This is a genomic window from Azospirillum griseum, from assembly GCF_003966125.1.
Taxonomy (GTDB): Bacteria; Pseudomonadota; Alphaproteobacteria; order Azospirillales; family Azospirillaceae; genus Azospirillum; species Azospirillum griseum.
In genome coordinates this window covers 1-26842 of record NZ_RXMA01000017.1, presented here as the reverse complement: position 1 = coordinate 26842, position 26842 = coordinate 1, and the positions used below count along the sequence as shown (strand labels likewise).

Annotated in this window: 27 protein-coding genes; 16 read left to right on the top strand and 11 right to left on the bottom strand. The window is 68.8% G+C overall.

The features are described 5' to 3' along the window. Window positions 1–9: 9 nt before the first annotated feature. Both EJ903_RS16885 and EJ903_RS28030 read right to left on the bottom strand, forming a co-directional pair. A complete protein-coding gene (locus EJ903_RS16885; protein WP_246015676.1) occupies window positions 10–2349 on the bottom strand; it encodes a PAS domain-containing sensor histidine kinase in 2340 nt (779 codons plus the stop codon). 62 nt (window positions 2350–2411) lie between these two features. Further along, on the bottom strand, window positions 2412–6059 hold the full coding sequence (locus EJ903_RS28030; RefSeq protein ID WP_126617586.1) for an ATP-binding protein: 3648 nt from the start codon (window positions 6057–6059) through the stop codon (window positions 2412–2414). A gap of 218 nt (window positions 6060–6277) precedes the next feature. On the opposite strand from EJ903_RS28030, the gene EJ903_RS16875 reads away from it, so the two are divergent. Then, complete coding sequence (locus EJ903_RS16875; protein ID WP_126617584.1) at window positions 6278–6955, top strand: EI24 domain-containing protein; 678 nt, start codon at window positions 6278–6280, stop codon at window positions 6953–6955. A 5-nt stretch (window positions 6956–6960) separates the two neighbouring features. On the opposite strand, the gene EJ903_RS28025 is transcribed toward EJ903_RS16875, so the two are convergent. Then, complete coding sequence (locus EJ903_RS28025) at window positions 6961–7083, bottom strand: hypothetical protein (RefSeq protein WP_281274764.1); 123 nt, start codon at window positions 7081–7083, stop codon at window positions 6961–6963. Here EJ903_RS28025 and EJ903_RS16870 point away from each other — a divergent pair. Beyond that, entirely contained in the window at window positions 7082–7816 is a 735-nt protein-coding gene (locus EJ903_RS16870) for a bactofilin family protein (protein WP_126617582.1), read from the top strand. The genes EJ903_RS28025 and EJ903_RS16870 overlap by 2 nt on opposite strands. 88 nt (window positions 7817–7904) lie before the next feature. Here the strand turns inward: EJ903_RS16870 and nth are convergent, their stop codons facing one another. Then, window positions 7905–8540 carry an endonuclease III gene (nth, locus tag EJ903_RS16865; protein ID WP_126617580.1) on the bottom strand — a complete coding sequence of 212 codons (636 nt, stop codon included), beginning with the start codon at window positions 8538–8540 and terminating at the stop codon, window positions 7905–7907. A gap of 363 nt (window positions 8541–8903) precedes the next feature. On the opposite strand from nth, the gene EJ903_RS16860 reads away from it, so the two are divergent. From EJ903_RS16860 to EJ903_RS16850, 3 genes are all read left to right on the top strand, one after another. Beyond that, window positions 8904–9320 (top strand): hypothetical protein, encoded by a 417-nt coding sequence (locus EJ903_RS16860; protein ID WP_126617578.1) that lies wholly within the window; start codon window positions 8904–8906, stop codon window positions 9318–9320. A gap of 81 nt (window positions 9321–9401) precedes the next feature. Further along, window positions 9402–9917: a DUF2244 domain-containing protein gene (locus EJ903_RS16855; RefSeq protein ID WP_126617576.1), complete on the top strand. Its 516-nt coding sequence runs from the start codon at window positions 9402–9404 to the stop codon at window positions 9915–9917. After that, window positions 9878–10573, top strand: a complete 696-nt coding sequence (locus tag EJ903_RS16850) for a methylated-DNA--[protein]-cysteine S-methyltransferase (protein ID WP_126617574.1) — start codon at window positions 9878–9880, stop codon at window positions 10571–10573. Before EJ903_RS16855 ends, EJ903_RS16850 begins: the two co-directional genes overlap by 40 nt. Window positions 10574–10617: 44 nt before the next feature. On the opposite strand, the gene EJ903_RS28020 is transcribed toward EJ903_RS16850, so the two are convergent. Further along, on the bottom strand, window positions 10618–12960 hold the full coding sequence (locus tag EJ903_RS28020) for a mechanosensitive ion channel domain-containing protein (protein WP_174237319.1): 2343 nt from the start codon (window positions 12958–12960) through the stop codon (window positions 10618–10620). Window positions 12961–13140: 180 nt separating this feature from the next. Here EJ903_RS28020 and EJ903_RS16840 point away from each other — a divergent pair, with 180 nt between their 5' ends. Beyond that, entirely contained in the window at window positions 13141–13833 is a 693-nt protein-coding gene (locus tag EJ903_RS16840; protein ID WP_126617570.1) for a sulfite oxidase-like oxidoreductase, read from the top strand. A 576-nt stretch (window positions 13834–14409) separates the two neighbouring features. Here the strand turns inward: EJ903_RS16840 and EJ903_RS16835 are convergent. Next, window positions 14410–14901 (bottom strand): hypothetical protein, encoded by a 492-nt coding sequence (locus EJ903_RS16835; protein ID WP_126617568.1) that lies wholly within the window; start codon window positions 14899–14901, stop codon window positions 14410–14412. Continuing rightward, window positions 14901–15704, bottom strand: a complete 804-nt coding sequence (locus EJ903_RS16830; protein WP_126617566.1) for a hypothetical protein — start codon at window positions 15702–15704, stop codon at window positions 14901–14903. The genes EJ903_RS16835 and EJ903_RS16830 overlap by 1 nt, the downstream gene beginning before the upstream one ends. A 96-nt stretch (window positions 15705–15800) precedes the next feature. Here EJ903_RS16830 and EJ903_RS16825 point away from each other — a divergent pair, with 96 nt between their 5' ends. The 4 genes from EJ903_RS16825 to EJ903_RS16810 all read left to right on the top strand — a co-directional run bounded on the left by EJ903_RS16825 (window position 15801) and on the right by EJ903_RS16810 (window position 18860). Beyond that, window positions 15801–16358 carry a hypothetical protein gene (locus EJ903_RS16825; RefSeq protein WP_126617564.1) on the top strand — a complete coding sequence of 186 codons (558 nt, stop codon included), beginning with the start codon at window positions 15801–15803 and terminating at the stop codon, window positions 16356–16358. 225 nt (window positions 16359–16583) lie between these two features. Beyond that, the gene (locus tag EJ903_RS16820; RefSeq protein ID WP_126617562.1) at window positions 16584–17501 is read left to right on the top strand and encodes a sulfite exporter TauE/SafE family protein; all 918 of its coding nucleotides are present in this window, start codon (window positions 16584–16586) and stop codon (window positions 17499–17501) included. Next, the gene (locus EJ903_RS16815) at window positions 17501–18295 is read left to right on the top strand and encodes a TIGR02186 family protein (RefSeq protein ID WP_126617560.1); all 795 of its coding nucleotides are present in this window, start codon (window positions 17501–17503) and stop codon (window positions 18293–18295) included. Before EJ903_RS16820 ends, EJ903_RS16815 begins: the two co-directional genes overlap by 1 nt. Window positions 18296–18341: 46 nt before the next feature. Beyond that, window positions 18342–18860 (top strand): universal stress protein, encoded by a 519-nt coding sequence (locus tag EJ903_RS16810; RefSeq protein ID WP_126617558.1) that lies wholly within the window; start codon window positions 18342–18344, stop codon window positions 18858–18860. Between the two features lie 9 nt (window positions 18861–18869). Here the strand turns inward: EJ903_RS16810 and EJ903_RS16805 are convergent, their stop codons facing one another. Further along, complete coding sequence (locus EJ903_RS16805; RefSeq protein ID WP_126617556.1) at window positions 18870–20165, bottom strand: adenylate/guanylate cyclase domain-containing protein; 1296 nt, start codon at window positions 20163–20165, stop codon at window positions 18870–18872. 124 nt (window positions 20166–20289) lie between these two features. Here EJ903_RS16805 and EJ903_RS16800 point away from each other — a divergent pair, with 124 nt between their 5' ends. Beyond that, window positions 20290–20847, top strand: coding sequence for a NifU family protein (locus EJ903_RS16800; protein ID WP_126617554.1), 558 nt, complete (start codon window positions 20290–20292; stop codon window positions 20845–20847). Window positions 20848–20935: 88 nt separating this feature from the next. Here the strand turns inward: EJ903_RS16800 and EJ903_RS16795 are convergent, their stop codons facing one another. Then, window positions 20936–21985, bottom strand: coding sequence for a polysaccharide deacetylase family protein (locus tag EJ903_RS16795; protein ID WP_126617552.1), 1050 nt, complete (start codon window positions 21983–21985; stop codon window positions 20936–20938). Between the two features lie 209 nt (window positions 21986–22194). Next, complete coding sequence (ddpX, locus tag EJ903_RS16790; RefSeq protein ID WP_126617550.1) at window positions 22195–22743, bottom strand: D-alanyl-D-alanine dipeptidase; 549 nt, start codon at window positions 22741–22743, stop codon at window positions 22195–22197. 70 nt (window positions 22744–22813) lie between these two features. Here ddpX and tsaB point away from each other — a divergent pair, with 70 nt between their 5' ends. Beyond that, entirely contained in the window at window positions 22814–23503 is a 690-nt protein-coding gene (gene tsaB, locus EJ903_RS16785) for a tRNA (adenosine(37)-N6)-threonylcarbamoyltransferase complex dimerization subunit type 1 TsaB (RefSeq protein WP_126617541.1), read from the top strand. Next, complete coding sequence (locus tag EJ903_RS16780; RefSeq protein WP_126617539.1) at window positions 23500–23970, top strand: GNAT family N-acetyltransferase; 471 nt, start codon at window positions 23500–23502, stop codon at window positions 23968–23970. The genes tsaB and EJ903_RS16780 overlap by 4 nt, the downstream gene beginning before the upstream one ends. A gap of 3 nt (window positions 23971–23973) precedes the next feature. Here the strand turns inward: EJ903_RS16780 and EJ903_RS16775 are convergent, their stop codons facing one another. Next, entirely contained in the window at window positions 23974–24312 is a 339-nt protein-coding gene (locus EJ903_RS16775) for a sulfurtransferase TusA family protein (RefSeq protein ID WP_377006260.1), read from the bottom strand. A gap of 6 nt (window positions 24313–24318) precedes the next feature. Between EJ903_RS16775 and EJ903_RS16770 the strand changes: the two genes are divergently transcribed. The 3 genes from EJ903_RS16770 to EJ903_RS16760 all read left to right on the top strand — a co-directional run bounded on the left by EJ903_RS16770 (window position 24319) and on the right by EJ903_RS16760 (window position 26673). Continuing rightward, window positions 24319–24735, top strand: coding sequence for a Ros/MucR family transcriptional regulator (locus tag EJ903_RS16770; protein ID WP_126617537.1), 417 nt, complete (start codon window positions 24319–24321; stop codon window positions 24733–24735). 205 nt (window positions 24736–24940) lie between these two features. Then, window positions 24941–25762, top strand: coding sequence for a GNAT family N-acetyltransferase (locus tag EJ903_RS16765; protein WP_126617535.1), 822 nt, complete (start codon window positions 24941–24943; stop codon window positions 25760–25762). A 95-nt stretch (window positions 25763–25857) separates the two neighbouring features. Beyond that, window positions 25858–26673 (top strand): lysophospholipid acyltransferase family protein, encoded by an 816-nt coding sequence (locus EJ903_RS16760; protein WP_126617533.1) that lies wholly within the window; start codon window positions 25858–25860, stop codon window positions 26671–26673. Window positions 26674–26842: the final 169 nt, after the last annotated feature.

The following is a 26842-nucleotide window of genomic DNA, read 5'->3' as shown; positions in this document are numbered from 1 at the left end:
CTTCCCCGCCTACCCGCGCACCCCGTTCACCGGCGCGCGCAGCGGCAGAACGCAGCGGACCGGATCGCCGCGCCCGCCGCCGCTTCCCGGCTCCAACCGCCCGCCATGCAGTTCGGCGACGTTGCGGGCCAACGACAGCGCCGACACCACCGTCGCCGCCGGGGCGGCGTCGCCCGGCGGTCGGGCGGCGGCGCTGACCGCCAGGATCACCCGGTCCTCGGTGCGCTGCCCGGACAGGCGGATGCGGCGGTCGGGCGGCGGGTGGCGGATGGCGGCGACCACCAGGGTGAACAGCGCCTGTTTCAACCGCTTGCCGTCGCCCTCGACGCTGCCCAGCCGGGCCGGGGCGTGCAATTCCAGCCGCAGACCGGCGCGGCGTGCCCATTCCCGCGTCAACCCGGCCACCCCGTCCAGCAGTTCGGCAAGGTCGACCGTGCCGCGCTCCAGCGTGGTGACGCCCACCCCCAGGCTGGTCAGCCCGGCGGTGTCGCCGATCAGGTCCAGCGCCCGCTTGGCGGTGTCCAGCACGCCCTGGACGCAGGCGGCCTGCGCCGCGCTCAACCCGCCGGACGCGGGCGCGGCCAGGCTCTCCGCCAGCCCGACGATGCCGGTCAGCGGCGTGCGCAGATGGTGGGACACGCTGGCGACAAATTCCCCCTTCAACTGGTCGGCGGCCTCCAGCGCGGCGTTGGACGCCCGCAGCGCCTGTTCCAGCCGCGCGCCGTCGGTGACGTCCAGATAGCTGTTCAGCACCGCGCCGTCGGGCAGCGGCAGGGTGGAGAATTCGACGACCGACCCGTCGCTGCGCTCCGCCCGGCCCGAGCGGACGGCGCGTTCCAGCGTCGCGCCGATCATCTCGTCCTTCAGGGCCTCCCAATCGGCTTCGCGGGCCGCATCCGCCGATTCGGCATCCACCGCCTCCTCTTCGGTGCCGAGCGCGGCGGGGGTGGCGTGCAGCAGCGGGCGCATCCACTCGATCACGTCGGTGATGTGCGGTTCCCCCTGCAAATCCTCGTCGCGCAGTTCCCACAGCCGGGCGAACGCCGGGTTGAACAGCTTCAGGCGACCGTCGCCACCGAACACGACGATGCCCTCGGCCAGATTGTCCAACGTCTCCCGCTGCACCGCCATCAACGTGTTGTAGGAGGATTGGAGCGCCAGCGTGTTGGTGACGTCCTCCAGGATGGTGATCAGGCCGCCCAGCGGGTGCGGGGCCGCCATGTGGCGCAGGGTGGTTCCGTCGGGCAGATGCAGCAGTTCCTCCACCGGTTCCATCAGGTGGGTGTAGCGGGTCAGCCGTTCGCGCTTGAAGGTCTGGTAATCGGCGTATTCCGGCAGGCGGCGGCGGCTGCGCAGCTCCTCCAGCAGTTCGGCGTTGGTCGGTTCGCCACGCAACCACACCTCATCCAGGTTCCACAGACGGGCGTAGGCCTGGTTGAAGAATTTCAGACGGGTGTCGGCCCCGAAAATGGCGATGGCGCTGCCCAGCCGTTCCAGCACCTCGGCGTGCGCAGCCAGATGGCGGTCGAGGTCCGCCCGCGCCTCCTCCAACGCGGTCCGGTCGAGCGCGTGACCGAGAAGCCGCGCCCCGCCCGCCACCGTCACCGCCGCCAGTGGAGCTTCGGTGATGTCGAGGATGCGGCGTTCGGTGCCGATGACCAGCGGAGTCCGCTCCGATTGCGCGAAGCCGCCCGCCCGCGCCCGCGCCGCCAGCGTCCGACCACCGCCCGGAACCAACTCGATCTGGCGTTCCAGCACGGTCGCCGGATCGGCGTCGACCGCGCGCGCGTAAGCGCGGTTGCACCAGCACAAAGCGAGAGCGCCATCGCGCATCCAGACGGGAATCGGCAACGTGTCGAGCGCGGCGCGGGCGTCCGCCAGCGTGGCCTCGGCGGTGCGGCGGGCGATCTCCTCAGCCTGCGCGGCGGCGGTGGCGGCGGTCAGGGCGCTCACATCCTCGATCCACACCACATCGCAGCGCGCCGCCCCCGCGCCGCCGCGCCGTCCGGTCAGGGCCAGGGTCCGGCCATCGGCCATCGGGACCACGCGGCGGAAGGGGATCCCGTCCCGCCTCAGCGCGGCCAGCGCCCCGGCCAACTCCGGATCCCCGACGCTGCGGACAAGCGCGTCGGGATGGTCGATTCCCAGCAGCGCGACCGCCTCGGCGGAGAGCGTCCCCACCCCCGCCGCGTCCCAGGCGCACCAGGGCCACGGCGCGCTGTCCAGCCACGCCGCCAGCCGGTCGCGGTCCTCCGTCAGACGGTCGAGCGCGGCGCGCTGGGCGTCCGCCTCCGCCGCCGCGCGCCGCCGCGCCGCCTTGCTCCAGAACCAGCCCGTCCACACCGCCACGCCCGATCCCCCCACACCCCACCGATCCGGAGAGACTAGAGCAAGCCACGGGCTGGGGCCACTCACACCGCCGACGCGGTCTCAGGGGCGGCGGCGGCGCGACGCAGGTCCCGGATCGCCTGTTCCACCTCGGCAAAGGCGGGCATCAGCGCGGTCGCGGCGCGCTGGGCATCGTCCAGCCGCCCGTCGATGACGGCGCGCTCCAGCGCGGTGCAGTGGGTGGCGAGCCGCTTGGCCCCGGCGGTGCGCGCGGCCCCGGCAGCGGAATGGGCGGCGGCGCGCGCCTCCTCCAAGGCCCCCTCCTTCAAGGTCGCCTCCTTCAAGGTCGCCCCCTTCAAGGTCGCTTGGCCCAACGCCGCCTGGGCCTGCTCCAGCGTCGGCCGGGTGGTGTCGAGGAAGTAATCCATCATGTCGAGCGTCCCGCCATCGAGCGACCCGAAGGTGTCCCGCAGATGGTCGAGGTCGAGCACGGGAAGATCGGGAACCGGTGGAGACGGGGCCGCCGCGCATGGTTCCGTCACCACGGGCGCGTTCGCCACGGATGGCGCGCAGGGCGCGGTCAGCCAGCGGTTCAGGGCGGAGGCCAGTTGCGTCAGGCTGACCGGCTTGGCCAGATAATCGTCCATTCCGGCCGCCGCACAGCGCTCCCGCTCACCCGACAGCGCGTTGGCGGTCATCGCCACGATGGGCAACCGCCGTCCGTCGCCCGCCGCCGCCTCTTCCGCGCGGATGCTGCGCGCCAGTTCGTACCCGTCCATGCGCGGCATGTGGCAATCGGTGATCAGCAGGCGGAAGCCGCCGCGCCGCCACGCCGCCAGCGCCGACGCCCCGTCCTCCGCCAATTCGACCGGGAAGCCCAGACGGCGCAACTGCCGCAGAACGACCTGCTGGTTGGTCGGGTTGTCCTCCGCCACCAGGATCAGGCCATCGCCCGCCGCCGGGGCCGGGTGGGGGGGGGCTTCCGGGGCCGGTCGGTCGGGCAGCGCCGGATAGCGCCCCAGCGTCAGCCCGACGGGGGGAACCAGTCCCGCGCCGCGCCCGGTCAGCACCAGCGCCGCGTTGATCAAGGCGGATCGGTGCACCGGTTGCGTCAAGCCGCCGCCCGGCGTGATCGCGCCGTTGCCCAGCCCGCCCGACGCGTCGCCCACCAGCAGGCGCGGCACCGCAGCGCCGCGCACGGCGACCATGGGGGCGATGCGCTCGGCCAGCGGGGCGGTCGTCACCAGCGCATCCAGCCCCGGACGCAGCAGCCGCCCGACCGCGTCGGCCACCGACCCGGCGGACGTGACCTCGGCCCCGCCCTGGGCCAGATAGCGGGCGAGGACCGCGCGTTGCACCTCGTCGTCGTCGACCACCAGCACCGACAGCCCGCGCAACGCCGCCGCCTGCTCGACCGACACCGCCGGAATCGTCGGCAGATCGACCGTGAACCAGAATCTGGACCCCCGGCCCGGTGCCGATTCGACGCCGATCCGCCCCCCCATCATCTCGACCAGCCGGGTGCAGATCGCCAGCCCCAGCCCGGTGCCGCCGAACCGCCGGGTGGTGGAGCTGTCGGCCTGGCTGAAGGGCTGGAACAGCCGGGCCTGCCCTTCGGGGCCGATGCCGATGCCGCTGTCCTCCACCTCGAATCGCAGATGGACACGCGAGCCACCCTCCCCACCCCGCTCCGAAGGACGGGCGGACACCCGCAGCACCACGCGGCCCCGGTCGGTGAATTTGATGGCGTTGCCGGTCAGGTTGAACAGGATTTGCCGCAGGCGGCCCGAGTCGCCACGCACCAGCGGCGGCACCGTGCCGTCGATGTCGCAGATCAGGGCCAGCGCCTTCTGGTGGGCCTGCGGGGCCAGCAGATCGGCCACCCCCTCCACCAGCTCCGCCGGTTGCAGGTCCTGCTCCTCCAGGTCAAGCTTGCCGGCCTCGATCTTCGACAGGTCCAGGATGTCGTCGATGATCCGCAGCAGCGAGGTGGCGCTGTCGCGCATGGTGGTGACGAGCGTGCGCTGTTCGGCGTCCAGCGGCGTCAGCGCCGTCAGCTCCAGCATGCCCAGAACCCCGTTCATCGGCGTGCGGATCTCGTGGCTCATCGTCGCCAGGAATTCGGATTTGGACCGCGCGGCGATCTCGGCCTGCTCCTTGGCGGCGCGCAACGCCTCCTCCGCCCGCTTGCGCTCGGTGATGTCATAGCTCCAGGCCAGCACCGCCGGTTGCCCTTCGAAGGCGGTGCGCTGCAAGGTCTGCAAGGCCCAGACCCGGCTGCCGTCGGGGCGGTCCACCGCCACCTCCACGTCGCGGGCGACGACGTCGCCATCGCTGGCGCGCCCATCCTCGGCACCGCTTCCCTCAACGCCGCCTCCGCCCTGCGCCGCTGGTCGGCGGAGCGGGACCGCCGGATCGGGGGCGGCCAGCCGGTGCGGACCGCCGACGAAAACCTCCGGGGCCACGCCCGCCAGTTCGGCGGCGCGCGCGTTGGCGAACACGACCCGGCCGTCGCCGCGCCCGATCGACACACCGACCGGGCTTTGCTCCAGGATCGCGCGCAACCGCCGTTCGCTGTCGCTGAGCGCGCTTTCCCGCGCGCTGATCGCGCCAACGAAATAGGCCAGCGCGCGGGCCATCTCGCCGATCTCGTCGTCGCCCTGGGCGGGAACGACCACGGCGGTTCCCGCCTCATACGCCATCATCGCGGCCTGGAGCGCGCGCAGCCGCCGCACGACGTTGCGGTGCATGTAGACGAAGATCGCCGCCGCCCCCAGGATCGACAGGATCGCCATGGCGATGATCGCCCGTTTGCCGTCACCAATCACCCGTTCGAAATCGGCGGAGCGGCGGGCGATGTCGCGCTCCACCATCAGGAAATAATCGGACACCGTGGCGACCAGCCGGTCCGACACGGTTTGATTGCGTGCCGTCGCTCCCTTGATGGCGCGCTGCAAGGCCAGCTCGTTGGCGCGCGCGCCGAACACCGGCCCGCTGGCGATGGCGAGGGCCGACAGCTCCCGCTGAAGCGGCATCAACCGCGCCACCGCCATCGGCGGCAGAACGGCGAGGCTCATGCCCGCACGGTCAAGCGCGACCTGGGCGTCGCCCCGCAACCGGTCCAGCCGGGTTTCATGGTCGGCCCGCAGCGCGGCCAGCAGGATCGTCACGGTTTCCGCCGCGTCGCGCTGCCATCGCAGAACGGCGTCGCGCTCCGCCGCGTCCGCCGCCTCCGCCGCGTCCGCCGCCGCGTGCAGCCGGGCCGACAGATCGGTCAGCGTCAGGGCGCGGGCGTTGAGATCGGCGGTCTGGGCCAGTTGGGCGTCGACCTGCGCGTTCAGGTTCAGCAGATTGGCGACCAGCTCGTTCTTGCGGCGTTCCAGCTCGCTCAGGTCGGTGACGCCCTCGCCCTGGCCGCGCGACAGCAGGCGGGCCATCAGCTCTTCCAGCAGCACGATCTGGTCGCCCAGCCGGGCCATCACCGCCTCGCGCGCGGCCTGATCCTGGACGGCGACCAGCGCCGGGGCGATGGCGGCCACCGTGCCGCTCTGCTGGGCCAATTGGGACGACGCGACCAGCCCCGGCACCTTGGCCGTGGCGATCTGCTCGAACCCCTCGTGAAAGCGGGAGAACAACGACACGGAGACGACGCTGGTCACGGCGGCCAAGCCGCCGATCACCGTCAATCCCGCCAGAATGCGAAAGGCCACGCTGCGCCGGGGAACCCGCATGCCGTCCCTGCCTCCGTCCGCCCTGCCTATACCTGCTATGTTTATATCTGCTCTGCCAATGTCTGCCGCCCAGCGCCTTCGGCCTTGTGCTCCCTAGCATGGCCGATCCGACACGCACAATTCAACCACAGCGACAGACGCGCCTGCCCCCTTGACAGAACGCCGCCGCTCCCGACCTGTCAGGCGATCCGTTCCCGTCCCGATCCTCAGGACCCCGCATGCTGCACGCCCTGTCCCTGGCCTTTGGTCAATTGTCCGATCCCCGCACGCGCAGGGTGGTGTGGATCGGGGTGGGTGGTGCCGCCACCGCCTATGGCCTGCTGACGGTCACGGTGTGGTGGGCGCTGTACCACACGCCGTTGACCGGCAACGCCTGGGTCGATGGCGTGTTGGATCTGCTGGGTGGGTTGGTCGTGCTGCTGCTGGCCTGGCTGCTGTTTCCCGCCACCGTCGGCACCGTGTCCAGCCTGTTCCTGGACACGGTGGTGGACCGGGTGGAGGCGCGCCACTACCCCCATCTGCCACCGCCGCGCCGGTCGCGCTGGACGGCGGAGGTGCTGACGGCGCTGCGGTTTCTGGCCGTGGTGATCGCCGCCAACCTGCTGGTGCTGCCGCTCTACATCGCCCTGCCGGGGCTGAACATCCTGGTCTTCTACACCCTGAACGGCTATCTGCTGGGCCGCGAGTATTTCGAGCTGGTGGCCAACCGCCGGATGGATTGGCGGGAGGCGCGGTTGCTGCGCCGCGCCCGCCCGTTCAGGCCATTCGCCGCCGGGGTGGTGATCACCGTCCTGTCCACCATCCCGCTGGTCAATCTTCTGGTTCCTGTGGTCGCCAGCGCCTTTATGGTTCATGTGTTCCAATCGATGACAGGCCCCTTGCGGCGGGTCGGATGACCGTGTTACGCCGCAAGCGGCGCGGTCGCCACCGGACGATCCGTCGGCACACCGCCCGTTGCCGCCTGTTGCCGCGCGGCGATGCCGTCCAGCCCACCCGCCTTTCCTGATTGGGGATCATCGTTCATGCTGTTCGGACGCAAGACTCCGCCCGCCGCACCCAAACCCGACAGCGCCGCAGCGGCCCACGCCAGCGGTCCGGCGGCCAGGCCGGACGATGCGGGGACCACCCTGTCGCCGCTGGCCTCGCTGAACGCCACGGCGGACACGCCACCCCCAGCCTACGCGGTGCCGAGCTTCGCCCGCCCGACCCCGTCCGATTCGACGCCTTCCGCCAAGGGAACCGAGATGAACACCAGCAGCCCGAAGCCCCCGACCGCTCCGTCTCTTCCGGGTGCCGGTTTCAAGACCGACGTGCCGCGCCGCGTCGTCGATTCAACCGGCCTGACCTCGCGCCAACCCGCGCCGCAGGGCATCGCCCCCGCCGCCCCGCTGCCGCCGATGACCCCGGCCCTGCCGGACCAGCGCCGCCTCACGGTTGGCCGCGACATCTCGCTGTCGGGTGAGATCGGCTCCTGCGACGTGCTGATCGTCGAAGGCACGGTGGAGGCCAAGCTGCGCGAAGGCCGCTCCATCGAGGTCGCCAACGGCGGCCTGTTCAAGGGATCGGTCGAGATCGACGAGGCTGACATCGGCGGCCGGTTCGAGGGCGACATCGCCGTGCGCGGCCGTCTGGTCGTGCGCTCCACCGGCCGGATCAACGGATCGGTCAAGTATGGCGAGCTGACGGTCGAGCCGGGCGGCCAGCTGACGGGCAGCATCGCGCTTTACGCCGACGCCCCCAAGACCAGCGATCTCTGATCGCCCCCTCGCGCCCGAGTCGCGGCGCGGACACCACGCAAAAGGCCCGGTCGGGTTTCCCCGCGCCGGGCCTTTTGCGCATCCACACTCAGGCCGGAGTCTTCTCCTTGAAGCCGCACAGGTCGGCCACCGGGCAGGCCGGACAGTCGGGCTTGCGGGCCTTGCACACATAGCGCCCGTGCAGGATCAGCCAATGGTGGGCGTGCCGCCGGTATGGCTTGGGGACCACCTTCAGCAATTTGGCCTCCACCGCGTCCGGCGTCTTGCCGGGGGCCATCCCGGTGCGGTTGCCGACCCGGAAGATGTGCGTGTCCACGGCGATGGTTTCGGCCCCGAACGCGACGTTCATCACGACGTTGGCGGTCTTGCGCCCGACGCCGGGCAGGGCTTCCAGCGCGTCGCGATCCTGTGGCACCTCGCCGCCATGGCGCTCCAGCAGCAGTTCCGACAGGCGGATGACGTTCTTGGCCTTGGTGTTGAACAGGCCGATGGTCTTGATGTAACCGCGCAACCCCTCTTCCCCCAGATCGACCATGGCCTGGGGGGTGGTGACGCGGGCGAACAGCGGGCCGGTGGCCTTGTTCACCCCGGTATCGGTCGCCTGGGCCGACAGCGCGACGGCGACCAGCAGGGTGTAGGGGTTGACATACTCCAGCTCGCTCCGGGGTTCCGGGTTGGCGGCGGACAGGCGGCGGAAAAATTCCTGAACGGATGCGGGCTTCATGGCGTCCAGCATAGCCGCAAGTCACCGGCTCCGGCCAGCCCCGCCATGGCGTCCCCTCCCGGCCTGCGGAGACCGCACGAGAACGGCTTCCGTCATCCTCGCAAACTGCGAGTCGGAATTTGCATTTTGAAAAACGCCTCTCAATATAAGAATGAAATTGTCGCATTTTCTTAACAATTCATTCTTTCAGACACTGATGAACTTTGGTATTCATACCGCAGACGTATGTCTTTCCTTGATCGTCTTTGATGGCATCGGTGTGGCGGTGTTTTCCGTCCCCGTCCGCACAGACGATCCAACCGGAGCCGTGCCGATCAACGATTCGCACCGCAGCGGGCCGAAAGACAAGGTGGAGAGATCATCATGGGCACTTACTCCGTCACCCCGACCAAATGGGGGCTGCATGTGCGGATGCAGGGCGATTTGTCGATCACCCAGCGCGACGCCGCCATCGCTGAAATCGCCGGTCACTTCAACGCCCTGCGCGGGAAAAGCTGGACCAGCCTGATCGAGTTCGATCATTTCCAGGCGGAGAATTTCCGCCCCGAACGGGTGGTGGAGCTGGTGCGTCTGGCCAAATCCTGCGGCCATCTGCGCAGCGCCATCGTGCTGACCGATTGGCAATGGGCCTCGACCATGGCCGACACCATGATCGCCGCCGGGGCCGACGATCAGGTCCGAATCTTCGTGCTGCCCGATTGGGCGGATGAAGGGTGCGAGATCGCCATGCCCTGGGTTCTGCACGGCGGCGCGGTTCCTCTGGTGTCGGAAGCGGCCTGACCCTCCTGGGGTGGGCGTTTCACGTCCCGGCTCCCTCACCTCCCGGTTCTCCCGCGCCATCCCCTGCGCTATGCTCAGCCGATGCCCAGCGACGACCCAGACGGCGGTGCGTCCCGCGTGTTGTTCGACGCGATCCTTCACCCGCACCGCAGCCTTGGGCGCGGTGGCCGCCGGGCGCTGATGGCCGTGGTCGTCGTCGCCAATCTGGTGATCGGCGGGGTGTTCTGGGCGCTGGGGGCGTGGCCGGTGATTCCCTTTTGCGGGCTGGACGTGCTGGCCCTGTGGCTGGCCCTGCGCATCAACACCCGCGCGGCGAACCAATACGAACAGGTCCGCTTGACCGACGCCGACCTGATGGTGAAGCGGGTGGACGCGCGGGCGCGGGTCTGGCAGACCCGTTTTCACCCCTATTGGCTGCGCGTGCACCACAGCCACCCCGACGAGCCGGGGGGCGAGGTCACGCTGTCCTCGCATGGCCGGTCGGTGGGCGTCGGCTCCTTCCTGTCGCCGGACGAGCGCGCCGCCTTCGCCACCGCGCTGGACGACGCGCTGCGGGCGTGGCGTCGCCCGCCCTGCCCGCCAGCACCCGCCGGTTGAGCGCCCCCATCGTGACACTTCTGCCGACCGCCCCCGTTCCGCCGCTGTCGCGCCTGCCCGAAGCGGTCGGCCAACCGCCGGACCTCACCCCCCTGTCGCCGGAGGCCGCCCGCGCGCTGGGCGATGGGTTGGTGATCCGCTGGGGTTGGCACGACAGCCCCTTTGGCCGCGTCCTGCTGGCGGACAGCGATCGGGGCCTGTGCTGGCTGGGGTTCGAACGGGCGGAGGATGGGCGCGACGGCCTGACCGAGTTGGCCGCCGCCTGGCCCGACGCCCGGCGGGTCAGCGATCCGCAGGCCACCCGCCCGTTGGCCGACCGCCTGTTCGACGCGCCCACCGCCCCGCCGCCGCCCCTGCTGCTGAAGGGAACCGCCTTTCAGATCGCCGTCTGGCGGGCGTTGATGCGCATCCCGCCGGGGGCGGTCGCGTCCTATGAAGCCGTGGCGCACGCCGTCGGCAACCCGGCGGCCTTGCGGGCGGTGGGAGCGGCGGGCGGGCGCAACCCGGTCTGCGTGCTGGTCCCCTGCCACCGCGCGGTGCAGAAATCCGGGGTCATCCACCGCTACCGCTACGGCGTTCCCCTGAAACAAGCCCTGCTGGCCTGGGAGCAGGGCCGGTGTGAACCGGAACGGCGGGCCACACGCCCGCCGCCCTGATGCCCCGGTTCTTTGGCATCCCGGTTCTTTGACACCCCGGCTCTTTACGAGCCTTGGCTCAACGCCTCGGCCATGGCGCGGTCGTGGGCGGTCTGGCCGACAACCAATTGCATCGACTGGGTCGGCATGGTGATGCCCATCTCGTCGAACCGCTTCTTCATGCGCAGGTTGAAGGCGCGGATGATGGCCGATTGCTTGGTCGGTCGGGTCTTGAACTGGGCCAGGATGTTGATGCCGGTGTCCGACAGCTTGTCCACGCCCATCACCTCCAGCGGGGTCAGGATGTCCGGACCCAGGCGGCGGTCCTCCTGCACCTCGGCCCCCACCTGCTTCAGGGCGGCGATGACCCGCTCGGGATCCTCGCGGTTGGAGACGGAGACGTTGAACTGGGCGATGGAGAAATCCTTGCTCATGTTCTTGACCGTGGTCACGGCGCTGAACGGCACGGAATGCACCGCCCCGGCGCTGTCGCGCAGCCGGATGGAGCGGATGGAGATCGCCTCCACCGTTCCGGCGTGGCCGCCGCCGACATCCACCGAATCACCGACCGACACCGTGTCCTCGAACAGGATGAACAGGCCGGTGATGATGTCCTTGACCAGACTTTGCGAACCGAAACCGATGGCCAGACCGACCACACCGGCACCGGCCAGCAGGGGGGCGATGTTGACCCCCAGCTCCGACAGGCTGATGAGCGACACCATCGTCACCAGCAGGATCAGGAAGGCGTTGCGCAGCAGCGGCAGCAGGGTGCGCACGCGGGCGCTGCGTTCGATCCGGGTCCCGTCCTGGTCGGTGGAGGTCAGGAAATGCTCGATCAGCGCGCTCACCACCTCCCACGCCAGCACGGCCCCGGACAGCAGGATGGCGATGGTCAGGGCGCTGCCGATGATGCGGCGGCCCAGCGCGGTGTCGACCCAGCCCTGCGCGTCGATGCCCCAGCCATCCAGAACCACCCCCAGCGCCACCAGCCAGATGATGCTCTTGCCCACCCGTTGCAGGATCGGCAGGTAGAAAAAGGCGCGCTCGTACAGTTGCGGCAGGCTGCCGCGCAGGTCGCGGTTGGCGGTCAGGCCTCGGCGCAACGCCCGGTTCAACCCCGTCACCAGCAGGCGGGCGACCACCACCGACAGGATGGTGACGGCGGTGGCGCGGGCCAGATACTCGAACCCGCCATAGACGTTCAGCACCCACACGCCCAGCGTGACGCTGACATAGGCGATGGCCAGCACGTGCCAGACATCGGCGAAGCGCCGCCGGGCCGAACGCAGGACGGCCCCCTGCCCCTCGGCCTCTCGCACCGCCGTGGCGTCGGGGTCGCCGTCGCCCGACAACGGGTTGCCGTGCATCCAGGCGGCCACCCCCGCCCGGTTTTGCAGGATCAGGACGACCAGCATCCCGGCGATCAGCACGCCCAGCAGCTTCAGCAGCGCGCCATAGGCCCCCAGCGGCAGCCCCAGCACATAGGCGGCCTCGGCCAGGAAATAGCCATAGACGGCGGCGGCGATCAGGCGGCGGCTCCAGACATAGGCGCGCCACGCCCCGGCCTCTCCCGCCCGGATCAGCCGCAAATTGGGCGCGCCGGGCGCCACCAGCAGCCCGACCAGGATCAGCAGGATCTGCACGATGACCGACGCGTTGACGATGGCCAGCACCGACAGCCGCACCCGCGTCCCCGGCTCCGTCACCGACAGCACGGTGTAGGCGATGACGACGAAGACGGCGACCGGAACCAGCTCCAGCAGCGCGCGGCCCAGCAGCAGCGGGACCCGCATCAGCGCCGACGGGACCGGGCGGGCGGCCAGCGCCCGGTGCGGACGCCCGACCGCCCACAGCGTCGCCCACGCCAGGGAACCGCCGACGCCCAAGATCAGCAGCAGTTCATAGCCGATCTGCGCCCAGCGGTCGCGCGCCGAGGAATCGGACATCTGGCGGTCGGCCCAGGCCACCGCCGAGGGCAGATCGGCGAACAGGTTGCCGACCTGGATCAGTTGACGGCTGACCAGATCCATGTGATCGGCCAGGAAGCCCAGCACCCGCGCGCCGAGCGTCTGCGGCAGCGAGGCTTCGGCCTCCGCCGCTTTCGCCGGGGTCAGGCCCTTTTGCGCGGCGACCAGGGCGCGGAGCTGCTCGACCAGCTTGGCCCGCGCCTCCGGGTTCTCCAGGGTGGAGACCATGGCCTCAAGCTGCTGGATCGTCGGCTCCCCGGCCGCCACCGCCGCCGGGGCGGGGCTGGCGGGGGCGGCAACCGGAGCGGCGGGGGCCGCCCCACCCGCCGGGGCGGCGGCGGTCACAGGCCCGCCCCACATCAGCGTGAAAACTGCCAGCGCCGCCAGCAGGCGGGCCAACCCGCGCCGACGCGCGGCGTGCGGTGCAAACCGATCCATCAAACCATCACCAGGAACTGTCATATTGGAGTTCTGCGAAGGTAGCCCCCCCGTTCCCGCTTGCCAACCCGTTGCCCGAATCCTTTTTATGATCGGTGGGTTTGTGTTCGGTGGACATGGCCCACCCCCGCCACCCGAACCCCCGCCACCCGAACCCCCGCCACCCGAACAGGCCCGACCATGACCGATCCCAACGCCGACCGCCCCAGCCCGCCCCCGGAGCAGGACGGGGCCATCCGCCCAAAGCTGATCGCCACCAAGGAGCAATGGGCGCGCGACGGGCGCGGCCTGACTGGCGCGGAAGCCCTCCCCGCCCGCGACCGGCTGCCACCCGGCCAACGGCTGGTGGAGGATTGGCCGGTGCTCGATCTCGGCATCACCCCCCGGCTGGACGTCGGCAACTGGTCGCTGACCGTCGATGGTCTGGTCGACGCGCCGCTGTCCTGGCGCTGGACCGATCTTCAGGCCGCACCGCAGACCAGCGCCCGGTCGGACATCCATTGCGTCACCACCTGGTCGCGCTACGACAACGACTGGCGCGGGGTCAGCGCCCGTGATCTGCTGGCGCTCGCCCGCCCCCAGGTGGCGGCGCGCTTCGTCGTCTTCCATTCCTTCGACGGCTACACCACCAACGTCGCCCTGTCCGATTTCGCCGAGGAGGGCGTGTTGCTGGCCACCCATTGGCAGGGCCAGCCGATCAGCCTGGAGCATGGCGGCCCGGTCCGCATCGTCCTGCCCAAGCTGTATTTCTGGAAAAGCGCCAAATGGCTGAAGCGGATCGAACTGCTGGCCGACGACCATCCCGGCTTCTGGGAGGTGCGCGGCTATCACAACCACGCCGATCCCTGGACCGAGGAGCGTTACAGCGACTGACCGCAGCGATGGACCGCCCACGGTGGCGCTGCCGCGTGGCAACGGGTGTTGCCCCATCGGCCGGTTCAGGGTACAGAGAAGGCGAACGAGGTTAGGTCCGCGTAGCTCAGCAGGATAGAGCACAGGATTCCTAAACAACCAAATTGGGCGCTGCGCTTGGAAACAACGCAGTGGATCCGCTCAAAGTCGGGGAACGCTGCGGCGCGTGCGCGCGTCATGCCAATCCCGAGCCAAGCCCCCGCCCAACGGGGGAAGGTGTAGAGACTGGACGGGCGGCGTCTAAGGGCCTTTGTCGGCCTAGGACGAAGGGACAGTCCAGACCACGAACGCCGGTACCGGCGGCGGCGAAAGCCGAAGTGGTATGAATCCTGGGGCCGTGGGTTCGAATCCCGCCGCGGACACCACCTCGTTCCTCTTTCCCCCCAAACACACCCACGCCATCCTCACCGCCGCACCGCAACCCGGCGCGGCAGCCGACGCGTCTTGCGTCCCATTTTGCAATTTGCCCACGATGCTTTTTGCATTTTGGCAACGCCGCCACCGCGCCAACACCACGCCAGCGCCCGGCGACGCGGGTCAGAGCTTGCCCTCGACCGATGGCTTGTCGGCCTTTTTGCGCACCAGCTCCGTCGCCGTCTTCTCGTCGGGGGCCGCGACGGCCCAGCGCCCGGCGGTCCCGTTTTCACCGTCGGCGACCAGCCACAAGCGGTCTTTTTCGCTGTAGCGCTCGTGCAGCAGTTCATAGACCTTGACGCAGGTCACGCGCGTCTTGCGCAACCGCTCCTCCGCCGCCGCCACCTCCTGACGCCGCCCGTCCAGCGCCTCTTCGGCCTTGATCAAGGCGTCCTGTTCGTGGCGGATCGCCTGCTGGATGGCGGACAAATCGCGCTCCAGCGTGGCGTGCTGCTTGATCAGCCCGGAAAAGCGCCGCCGCACGCCCGCGATGTGACGCAGCGACCGCAACACCGACGCGCCGATCCACATCAGGCAGGCGAGCAGCAGCACGCCGACCACGCCGATGGCCATGATCCCGTTTGACAGGTCCTCACCACCGGAAAACCCCATCATCACGCCGCCTCCCCCACTGGAAACTCCTTGATCGATCGCGACAAGGTCTTTTGAAACGTCATGTCCTCCGCCGCTTTCAACAGGACCGGATCGCGCAGGGCGATGAACAGCAGATCGGACCGGTCGGGCAGACGCCGCCCATCCGGTTCCTTGCCCAACACCCCACCCTCCCCGATCCGGCTGAGAAACAGAACGGCGGTCAGCAGGTCGAGAAACAGGGGTTTCCCCTTCAACACATCCTCACGCGTCACAATCGCGTAGACGTAATTCCGAATGAAGATCAGGTATTTTTCCCGGATATTCGTCAAAACTTGTGACAACTCATCCGGGCTGTCGATCTTTCCGACAATCTTCTGTCTCTTGTGGCCGTCCGAAAACGCCACCTTGGCCATTTTTGAATAATAGCACATCAGGCCACGTTTGACGGAATGCTTGAACCGGTACTCGATCAACAGGGCGGCGATGGCTGATTCCAGGCGATTTTCCTCGTCCCACAGCTCTTCAGGCAGGGCGGTCAGCAACTCCAGATAAGGGGCAAGCTGGGTCGGATGGGTCAAACCAGCGCCCGATGGGCCGAAGCGCGCGGGCAGTTCGTCCAACGTCCGGCGCACACGCAGCTTGTCGCGCAACAGCGGAGTCACCCGGGTCAGGCCAAAGCGCGCCAGCGCCAGCGACCAGCGCTCGCGACGGGTCAACGGCGGCAGCGCGCCGAAATCCAGCGCCGCCCCGTGGAACGGTTCCTCCAACACCTCGTCCGCCCCGCCGACTGCGGCGAAGGCCTCTTTCAGGATCGCGTTCGGCATGATCCTTGCTGCCCTTCCTGCGTGTGGACGCGGGTGCAGCAAGCGCTGTGCCAGATTGACGCCCGGCCAAACGCTGCGGTTTAGAAAAGGGACGCCATGTACAACACACTGATCGGCCTGCTGCCGGGGGCCTTCGCCTTGGGGGTGATGGCGCAATTGGCTTTTTGGGGCATCCGGCGCGGCTGGACCGGCATCATCGGCGTCAACCAGTTGCGGCGGGAACTGGCCCCACTGCACGACAAATGGCTGGCGGAAAAGGAAACCTTCAACGAATTGAACGCGCGGGTGGAAAGGGTCAAGCAGCAGACCGGCAAGCAGGAGGACCGGCTGCACCAGCTCAAACGCGACATCGCGGCGCTGGAACGCACCCCGCCCACCTTCCTTCACACCGTCGGGCAACCGGGGTCGAGCGTGCGCCCCTTCCACGGCGAGGTGATGTTCGACAGTCTGGCCGCGCGCGCCGCCGGGCGACCGGTCAGCCCGGCCTGGCACTACACCAACCTTCTGCTGGTCTACGCCCCGGACATCGATTCGGCCAAGCGCGAGGCCGAACGCATGTTCCCGGAAAAGGGCGGCTACACCCGCAGCCTGTTCACCGGGACCGTCCAGGCCGCCGCCACCCAGGCCGCCACCCAAAGCCCGACCGTTCACTGACGACCGCTGGACGACCGCCAATAGACGCAGGCCACCGCCCCAGGGCAATCGCCTGAAGCCTCGCTCCCACCGGAGCAAGCTTTGCCAAGAAATCCCTGTCCATTCGTGTTCCGGCCAGGCTCGCGATGCTTCAAGCGATTGCCCTGCCACGGTTCGCCAACGCTTTCGCCGCTGCGGTCGCTCGGGTAAGCTGACGGCCCCTGTGCTGCGGCGGCTGCCCCCACCATGCAAGTCTATCTGCCGATCGCCGAAATGTCGGTCAACGCGCTCCTCGTGCTGGGCATGGGCGGGCTGGTCGGCTTTCTGTCCGGCATGTTCGGGGTGGGCGGCGGTTTTCTGATGACGCCGCTGCTGATCTTCATCGGCGTCCCCCCGGCGGTGGCGGTCGGGACCCAGGCCAACCAGCTGGTGGCGGCCAGCGTGTCGGGTGTGCTGGCCCATTGGCGGCGCGGCAACGTGGACGTCAAGCTGGGGGTGGTGATGCTGATCGGCGGCGTCATCGGCACCGCGCTGGGGGTGTGGATCTTCGGCGTGCTTCAGCGGCTGGGCCAGATCGACATCGCCATCAGCCTGTCCTACGTCTTCTTTCTCGGGACCATCGGCGGGATGATGATGCTGGAAAGCGCCCGCGCCATCATCCGCCGCCGCGCCCCCACCGCCAAACGCGGCAAGCTGCACCGCCACATCTGGCTGCACGGCCTGCCCTTCAAGATGCGGTTCCACCGCTCCAAGCTCTACATCTCCGCCCTGCTGCCGGCGGGAATCGGCGTGGTCGGCGGGATTCTGGTGGCGATCATGGGCATCGGCGGCGGCTTCCTGCTGGTTCCGGCGATGATCTATCTGCTGAACATGCCCGCCGGGCTGGTGGCCGGAACCTCGCTGTTCCAGATCATCTTCACCACGGCGGCGGCCACCCTGCTGCAAGCGGCGACCAACCACACGGTGGACGCCATGCTGGCCCTGCTGCTGCTGGTCGGCGGCGTGATCGGCGCGCAGTTCGGCACGCGGATCGGCAGCCGCATCCCCGGCGAACAGGCCCGGCTGATGCTGGCCACCATCGTCGTCGCCGTGGCGCTGAAGCTGGCCTGGGATCTGTTCGCCCCGCCGCTGGACGTCCACAGCCTGACCATGGGGGTGGTGTGATGCGGGTGCCGCGTTTGGGGGCTGGGCGCTTGTGGGTGGCGCGGGGCCTGGGCGGGGTGGCCGGGCTGGCGCTGGCCGGGGTCCTGGCGGTGACGCTGGCGACGACCGTCTGGGCGCAACAGCTCGTCGCCGACCTGTCGAGCCATCTGATCGCCATCACCACCGGTTTCACCGGGACGGAGGTCGTGCTGTTCGGGACCACCGACGGGGCGGGCGACGTCGCCATCGTCGTCACCGGCCCAAAGATGCCCGCCCTGGTCCGCCGCAAGGAACGGGTGCTGGGCATGTGGATGAACACCCGCACCGTCCATTTCTCCCAGGCCCCCAGCTTCTACAGCGTGGCGACCAGCCGCCCGCTCGACCAGATCGTCAGCAGGACCTTGCTGGAACGCCAACAGATCGGCGTGCCGCAACTGACGCTGGCCCCGCAGGACAGCGCGTTGGACAGCCGGGAGCAGGCGGAGTTTCGCGAGGCATTGATCCGCAACAAGCAACGCGCCGGGGTCTACACCCCCACCACCGGGACCGTGTCCTTTCTCGGCGACCGGCTGTTCCGCACCAACCTGTATTTTCCGGCCAACGTGCCGACCGGGCTGTACAACGTCGAAGCCCTGTTGATCCGCAACGGCGAGGTGGTCAGCGCCCAGACCACGCCGCTGGTGGTGTCCAAGATCGGCTTCAGCGCCGAGGTCTATGACATGGCGCGGCACCGCCCGATCACCTATGGCGTGCTGGCGGTGCTGGGGGCGGTGGCGGCGGGTTGGACGGCCGGGGCCGCCTTCCGCCGCGTGTAACCAAAGGGCAACCCCGGGCACCGGGCGAGGAAAGGGAGAGACCGCGATGACCGACACCAGCCACACCACGGGCCACACCACGCCGCCGGGCGACGCCGTTCCGCCGGTCCGCATCTTCCTGGTCGTCGTGGACGACAGCCCCGAACTGAAGGTGGCCTTGCGCTACGCCTGCCTGCGCGCCCGCAAATCCGGCGGACGGGTTGCCCTGCTCGCCGTGATCGAGAAGGAGGAGATGCAGCACTGGTTGGCCATGGAAAACCTCATCCGCGAGGAAAAGCGGGAGGAGGCCGAACGCACGCTGCAAAAGCTGGCGCGCGAGGTGGTGCGGCTCACCGGCTCCCTCCCCGTCCTCTATGTGCGCGAGGGCAAACGCCATGAAGAGGTGCTGGCCCTGATCGCGGAGGAGCCGAGCATCTCCATCCTGGTCCTGGCCGCCGACACCGACCCGGAAGGGCCGGGGCCGCTCATCTCCTATTACACCGGGCGCGGCCTGTCCCGCCTGCGCATCCCCTTGACCATCGTCCCCGGCGGCCTGAGCAACGACGCGTTGGAGGCCATCACCTGACGAAAGCCATCATGTGATGGGGGGCGTCGCCCCGGCGGCCACCCAGGGGCGCAGTTGAAGCTCGAACACCTCGACCGGCTCCACCAGCCCCTTGACCGTGTGGGTTCCGATGCACTCCAGCCGGTGCGGGGCGTCGGGCGGGACCAGGGCGGCGAAGTCGGCGGACGTCAGCACGGTGCGGTCGAGCCGCCCGCACAACCCTTCGATCCGGCTGACCAGATTGACCGCCGGACCGATGACGGTGAAGTCCAGCCGCTCGGTCGACCCGATGTTGCCGTACATCACCTCCCCCACATGCAGGGCCACGCCGCAGCGCAGGGTGGGTTGGCCCCAGGCGGCGCGCTCGGCGTTCTGGGCGCTCATCGTCGCCAGCGCGTCGGTGGCGGCGGCCAGCGCCCGGTTCGCGGCGGCGGTCCCGCGTTCGTCCGCCTCCGTCAGCGGAAAGATCGCCAGCATGGCGTCACCGATGAATTTCAGGATCTCGCCGCCGTGGCGCTCCACCGCGTCGCCCATCGACTCGAAATAGCCGTTCAGCAGGGCGATCAACTCCTCGCGCGGCAAACGGTCGGCCAGCGGGGTGAAGCCGCGCAAATCGCAGTACCACAGCACGGCGCGGACGTTCGCCCCGGTCCCGCGCCGGATGTCGCCCGACAGGATGCGCGCCCCGGTCTTGCGCCCGACATAGGTGTCGAGCACCGTCGCCGCCAGATGGCGCAGCGCCAGCGTTTCCAGCACCGCCCCCAGGGCGGGCAGCACCGCGTCGAGCAGCGCCAGATCGGCCACCGAAAAGCCGCCGGGCCGTCCGGTGGCAAAGCTGATGGCGTTGCGCCGCCCACCCGTGAACAGCACCGCCATCGCCGCGTAATCGGTCATCCCCTGCGCCGCCAGATCCTCCAAAATCGGGTAGGGCCACGGCGCGCTCATCCGGTCCAGGCGAAAGCGCAACCCCTGCGCCCCATCCTCCACCAGCGTGGCGAAGGGGCTTTTCAGATAGGTTTCGGTCTGCTCGTCGCCGTGGTTGGAGAGCACAGTCTCCACCGGTTCACCGTCGTCGCGCCAGATGTGGATCATCGAGCGGATTTGCGGGTGCAGCAGTTGCAGCACCAGCACGCTGCGCGCCAGCGGCACGCCGATGGCGTTCAGACGCCGCCCGAACTCGTCCACCAGCGTTTCCGCCTCGGTGCATTGCCGACCCTCTTGCAGCAGCCAGCCCAGAATCGCGCCGACATCGTGCCCCTTGTCGTACAGCAGGTGGGGCGGGCAATCGGGGAAGAGAGGCGGATGGGGGGACGGATCGGCGGTCATCGGCACCACATGAGGGTCGGGAATGCGGAAATCGGACCAATCCGGTGCTTGATCCCGGCGGGGATTCTGCCCAAATTTCTGGAACGCCGCTAGGTCCCGTGCGGCGTCGATGGAGGATAGCACCATGTTCATTCAAACCGAGCAGACGCCCAACCCGGCGACTCTCAAGTTCCTGCCGGGGCGTGACGTGCTCGGACGCGGCACCGCCGATTTCACCAGCGCGGCGGACGCCGCCCGCTCGCCGCTGGCCCAGCGCCTGTTGGAGATCGACGGCGTGGTCGGCGTGTTCCTGGGCGCGGATTTCGTCACCATCACCAAGACCGACGCCAAGGAATGGTTTCTGCTGAAGCCGTCGATCCTCGGCGTCATCATGGAACATTTCACCGCCGACCGCCCGGTTCTGCTGTCCGACGCCGGGGACGGTCACGCCGCCAGCGCCAACAGCGACGACGACGAGATCGTCGAACAGATCAAGGAGCTGCTGGACACCCGCGTCCGCCCGTCGGTGGCGCAGGACGGCGGCGACATCACCTTCCAGGGCTTTGACAAGGGCGTGGTCTATCTGGCGATGAAGGGGGCCTGCTCCGGCTGCCCCAGCTCCACCGCCACGCTGAAGCACGGCATCGAGAACATGCTGCGCCACTACATTCCCGAAGTGGTCGAGGTCCGCGCGGTCCAGTGACGGGCCGCCCCCGAAACGCGCGGAGCCGGGTCACAAGCCCGGTCCCGCCGCGACGGGGCACACGCCATCACGGAACAGGCGCGCACAATCACTCGGGAATCAGGAACTGCATGCCCAGCCAGCGCCACCGGCCATCCGGCGCGGGCAGCGTGCAGTTGACGCGCGCGCGGCCCGGCGGGAACGGGTCCTTGATCCGCACCTCGATCCGGTCGTCGAAGATCCGCTCCAGCGCGGTGCGGCCCTGGCCTGCGGCAAAACAGGCCAGCTTGGCGGTGTCGCCCACGCTGTCGGCGATGGTGAAGCCCAGCGGCGGCGGGTTGACGGTCAACAGCGGGTCGTCCGGCGTCAGGTCCGACACGGGCAACGGCAACGCGTTGGCCGCCAGTTGGAAGCGGTCGACGCTGCCATAGGCCTCGTTCATCAGGAAGCGCGGCAGGCCGAACAGGTCGGCTTGTGGGTGCAGCACCCCCGATTGCTGGCCAAAGGCGGCGACGAAGCCCTGCTCGGCCACCATTTTGCGCACCGCCAGCGAATATTCCCCCTGCGGGTAGGCGAACAGGGTGGGACGCTGCCCCAGCTCCGCCTGGAAGCGGTCGGACATGCGGCGCAGCTCCGCCGCGACCTCCGCCGCCGTGCGGGGAACCAGCGATTGGGTGGAGCCGCCCAGGCCGCCGATGGTCACGCCCGCCGCCGCCATCTGGCGGATCTCGGCCCAGGTCATGTGCGCGGGCGACCCGCGATCCACCGCATCGGTGGCGACGAACAGGGTGAAGGGCAGACCGGCGGCCTTCAGCCGGGGCCACGCCTCGGTGTAGGCGGACCGGCTGGCCTCGTCGATGGTGATGGCGACGGCGCGATCCGGCAAAGGCTTGCCCGACCGCAGCGCCTCCAGAATGCTGGGCAGCGGCAGAACCGCGTAATCCCCGTCGGTCAGCTCATCGAGATGCGACTCGAACTGGTCCAGACGGATGCTGAGGGACGGATTCTGATCCTCGCCAAAGCGGTCATAGGCGAAGACGACCGCGCTGTTGCTCGCGGATGCTTCCACCGCCACAGCCATGCGCGACGCCGGAACCAGGGAGGTCCAGACGGTCAGAGCGGCGGTGACGAGCACCCGAGCGGCGCGGCGGAACGGCATGTCAGCCCATGGTCAAACAGAATCGGGCACAGCCCCGATCAACGCAGGTGGTGTGCCACAGTCCGCCGCACCGGAACAAGGCAACAACCATGCCCATCCACAAAAGGGGTGGGTTGCGATGCGCGCGTGCAACAACCCGCCCGCTCCCTTGCCCACCACCCGAACGCGGTGCCCCCCCCGACGATCCCATCATCCGGCCGCCGATGGCGTTACATCATCCGGCCGCCGATGGCGGCGTCGGTCAACAGCGGGTAGCGCTCCGGGTCGGGCAACTGATAGTGCCACCATTCCGTAGCGAAATGGTCCCACCCCGCCGCGCTCATCACCCCCAGCAACAGGGCGCGGTTGCGCTGCTGCTCCAGGGTCAGATCGGTGCAGCCGTGGTGGGAGCGTTCGATCATCGCGTCGAACCCGGTTCCCATGTCCAGCGGCTGGCCGGTCGAATCGATCAGGGTCAGGTCGATGGCGACGCCACGCGTGTGGCTGGATCCCAGGCGCGGATCGGTGATGTAGGCGGGATCGGGAAAGGCATACCAAAGCCTCCATTGCGCCTCGGCGGGGCGGAAGGCATCGTAGACGCGAAAGCGGCAGCCGATGCCCCGCGCCAGCGCGATGGCGGTCTTCAGACGGGCCGCAGCGTCCGGGTGCAGCAGGCACACCGGGTTGCGGTAGATCGGCGCGCCGGACAAATTGTCCGCCGTGGCGTAAAGAAGGTTCAGTTCGACGTCGTACGCCGGGGGCGCGATCTCGATCAGCATGGTTTGGAACGCCGTTTGACTGCGAACAGAGGGGATGGAGAGTGCTGTCTAGCACGGGCAAGGCGGGGCGATGAAGATTTTGGGGTTGGACACGGCGACGTCGGGCTGCTCCGCCGCGCTGTGGCGGGACGAGGGGCCGGAGGACGGGCGCGTCGTCGCGCGCCGCAACCCGCCGATGGCGCGCGGACAGGCCGAAGCCCTGGTGCCGATGGCCCACGCGGTGATGACGGACGCCGGGGTTGCCTTCGCCGATCTGGACCGCATCGCGGTGACGGTCGGGCCGGGGGCCTTCACCGGCCTGCGCATCGCGCTGGCGGCGGCGCGCGGCTTCGCCGTGGCCTATGGATGCCCGGTGGTCGGCGTCACCAGCTTTGAAGCGATCCTGCACGGGCTGCCGGAGGACGAACGCGCCGGGCGCGCGGTTCTGGTCGCGGTGGACAGCCGCCGGGCCGAACCCTACCTCCAGCTCTTCGCCCCCGACCGCTCCCCCATCGGCGACGCGGCGATGCTGGAACCGGCGGACGTGCCTGCTTGGCTGGATGGCCTGTGGCCGACCGGGCCGCTGCTGCTGGCCGGCGACGGGGCCGGGCTGCTGCGGGCGGCGTTGGCGGTGCGCACCGACCTGGCCGTCGCCAGCGGCGACGGCGTGCCGGACGCCGCCGTGGTCGCCCGGCTGGGCGCGGAGCGGGAGCCGGGCCACCCGGTGGATCCCTTCTATCTGCGCCCGCCCGACGTCAGCCTGCCCAAGGCCAAGGCATGACGACCGACGAGGCCGTTCATCTGCAAACCGCCGGGCCGCTGCACGCCGAGACGCTGGCCGCCCTGCACGCGCTGTGCTTCCCCGACGAGCCGTGGGACGCCGCCGCCATCGCCAGCCTGTGCAGCCCGCCGGAGGGTTTTGCTCTGCTGGCCCTGCGCGGGGAGGAGCCGGTCGGCTTCGCTCTGGCCCGGGTCGCGGCGGGCGAGGGAGAGATTCTGACCATCGGCGTCCTGCCCGCCGACCGGCGCGGTGGCGTCGGCCGCCGTCTGGTCATGGCCGTCCTTGGCACCGCGCAAGACCAGGGGGCCGAGGCGCTTTTTCTCGAAGTCGCCGAAGACAACAGCCCGGCGCGGACTCTTTACATGGCCAATGGTTTCGAGCCGGTCGGGCGACGCCCTGGTTACTACACACGTCCCAGCGGAGCCGTGGCCGCTGTGGTGATGCGCCGCACCATCCCAGGGGTGTAGGCGTCAATTCTTGCGCACCCGCAGGCGGTGGATGCTGGTCGGTTCCACCGCGTTCTCCCGCTCCAGAGACAAAATGCTGTGCCCCAGTTCAGCCAAGGAACGGGGGACGTTTTCCAAGGGTTCGCCAGCGTTCAGGCGGACTTCAAGGGTCTGCCCAACCGCCATTCGTTCGACCGTCAACTTGGTTTTGACGAAGGTCAACGGACAGACCTGGGTCGTGATGTCGATAAACAAGTCAGCAGGGATTTTTTCGCTCACATCTTCCTCTTTGACAGCAAAGGATGGATATTGCACCTTACGAAAAACCTCTTTATATGGAGAGGAACGAATGTTCTGGAGCAAGCTTACATGACCACCGGGTCCCCTTCCAACGCGCTGTTGTCTCTGACCACAGAGATCGTTGCCGCGCATGTCTCGAACAATACAGTGGCCTTGACCGATCTTCCGACCTTGATCGAACAGGTCTACAAGTCGTTGGCCACCGTTGGCACCGAGCCGGTGGTGACGGAAGAGCGCCCGCAGCCCGCCGTTCCCATCAAGAAGTCGGTGACGCCCGATTACATCGTGTGTCTGGAAGACGGCAAAAAGCTGAAAATGCTCAAGCGCCATCTGAAGACCGCCTACAACATGTCGCCGGAAGAATACCGCGACCGCTGGGGGCTGCCGGTCGACTATCCGATGGTCGCTCCGAACTACGCCCGCCAACGCAGCTCCCTGGCCAAGCAGATCGGCCTGGGCACGCGCGCCCGTCGCGGGGCCGCCTGAGCCATCGCTCAGGCCGATGGTTTTCCGGGTTTGCCTGACGGGGCAATGGTGCCCGCCGGACAATGTCGGTTGACCATCGCCCGCCGCTCTGTGATATGGCTTGCGCTGTCTGTGCGCCCGCTTCCCTGTGACCGGTCACTTGCTCCTGGTGATGGGAATCGATGGCGCGCAGCATCCTCGCGAACCACAGCAGCGAATCCTCGATATGGCTGATACGAGCGTGGACCAGGGCGAATCCTCCGATCTTCGGATGGGATCCCTGGAAGTGCGGCTGGCCGAGACCGCCGCTGAAATCGACTGGGCGCAGGCGCTGCGCTACCGCGTGTTTTACGACGAAATGGCGGCCATCCCGTCCGACGCGATGAAGGCGCGCCTGCGCGACTTCGATCCGTTCGACGCGCTGTGCGACCATCTTCTGGTGATCGACCACGCGCGCGGCAATGGGCCGGAGATGGTGGTCGGCACCTATCGGCTGATCCGCCGCCCTGCGGCCGAACAGGTCGGGCGCTTCTACTCCAGCGACGAATACGACATCAGCCCCCTGGCCAGTTACCCCGGTGAGGTTCTGGAACTGGGCCGGTCCTGTGTGGACGCCGGATACCGCACGCGCGGCAGCATGCAGTTGCTGTGGCGGGGCATCGCGTCTTACGTCTTCCAGCACGACATCGCCCTGATGTTCGGTTGCGCCAGCCTGCCCGGCACCGACCCGGCGGCTCTGGCCGAACCGCTGGCCTATCTGCATCACCATCATCTGGCCCCGCCGGAGTTGCGCGCCACCGCGTTGCCCGACCGCTATGTGTCGATGAATTTGATGGAAAAGGACCGGATCGATCCGCGCCGGGCGCTGAACGTGCTGCCGCCGCTCATCAAGGGCTATCTGCGGCTGGGCGGTTTCGTCGGCGACGGCGGGGTGATCGACCATCAGTTCAACACCACGGACGTCTGCATCGTGGTGAAGACCGACCTCATCACCGACAAATATTTCAAGCATTACGAGCGGCGCAACCGCGACAGCCAGCCCGGTTGAGCCAGCCCGGTTGAGGGTGCGTCGCCCCTCCGATGCGGCCCCACTCATCCGACGCGCGCCCCGATGTGGTGAACAGAGAACGGCGAACACACAGCATGACGACGGACGACACCGCGCGCGCGTTGGGATCAGTGGGGCGTGGCGCGCTGCGCCTGACGCTGTACCTCCTGCTGACCTTGCTGTTGATCCCGGTCCAGGGGGTGGCGGTGGGGCTGCGCTCGCCGCTCTCCCGCCGCCTGCCCATCCTCTATCACCGCCTGTGCGCCCGCCTGCTGGGGTTGGAGTTGGTGGTCCGGGGCGAGCGGATGGGCAGCGGCCCCGTGCTGTTCGTGTCCAACCACTCCTCCTACCTCGACATCACGGTGTTGGGGGCCTTGCTGCCCGCCTCCTTCGTCGCCAAGTCGGAGGTCGCGGGCTGGCCCTTTTTCGGGTTGCTCGCCAAGCTGTCACGCACGGTGTTCGTGGAACGCAGGGCGCGGTCCAGCGTGGGCAGGCAGCGCGACGACATCGGCGACCGTCTGGAGGCGGGCGACAGCCTGATCCTGTTCCCGGAAGGCACGTCGAGCGACGGCAACCGCACCCTGCCCTTCAAATCGGCCCTGTTCGCCGTGGCCTCCCGGCGGATCGGCGACCAGCCCCTGACCGTCCAACCGATCAGCGTCACCCCAACCCGCCTGGACGGCATCCCGATGGGAGTGGCCTTCCGCCCCTTCTACGCCTGGTACGGCGACATGGACCTCGCCCCCCATCTCTGGCAGGTCTTCCAACTGGGGGGCATGACGGTGGAGGTGGAGTTCCACCCGCCGGTGACGATCGACGGCTTTCCCAACCGCAAGGCCCTGGCCGATCATTGCCAACGCAGCATCGCCCAAGGCGTGGCCTGCGCCGTATCCGGTCGTCCAGCCCAGTAAACCAGCCCAGTAAACGGGTCCCCGTTTCCCGGACAGGCGGCCTCGCTTTCGAAGGCGTGCAGGTGGTTGGATTCGCGCTTCAGCGTAACCATCCGGCGAGTGACGCGGTCAGGCTGCTTTCCTGATATTTTGAGCGGCTTTCCAATTCCACGGGAGCAATTCGTGCAAC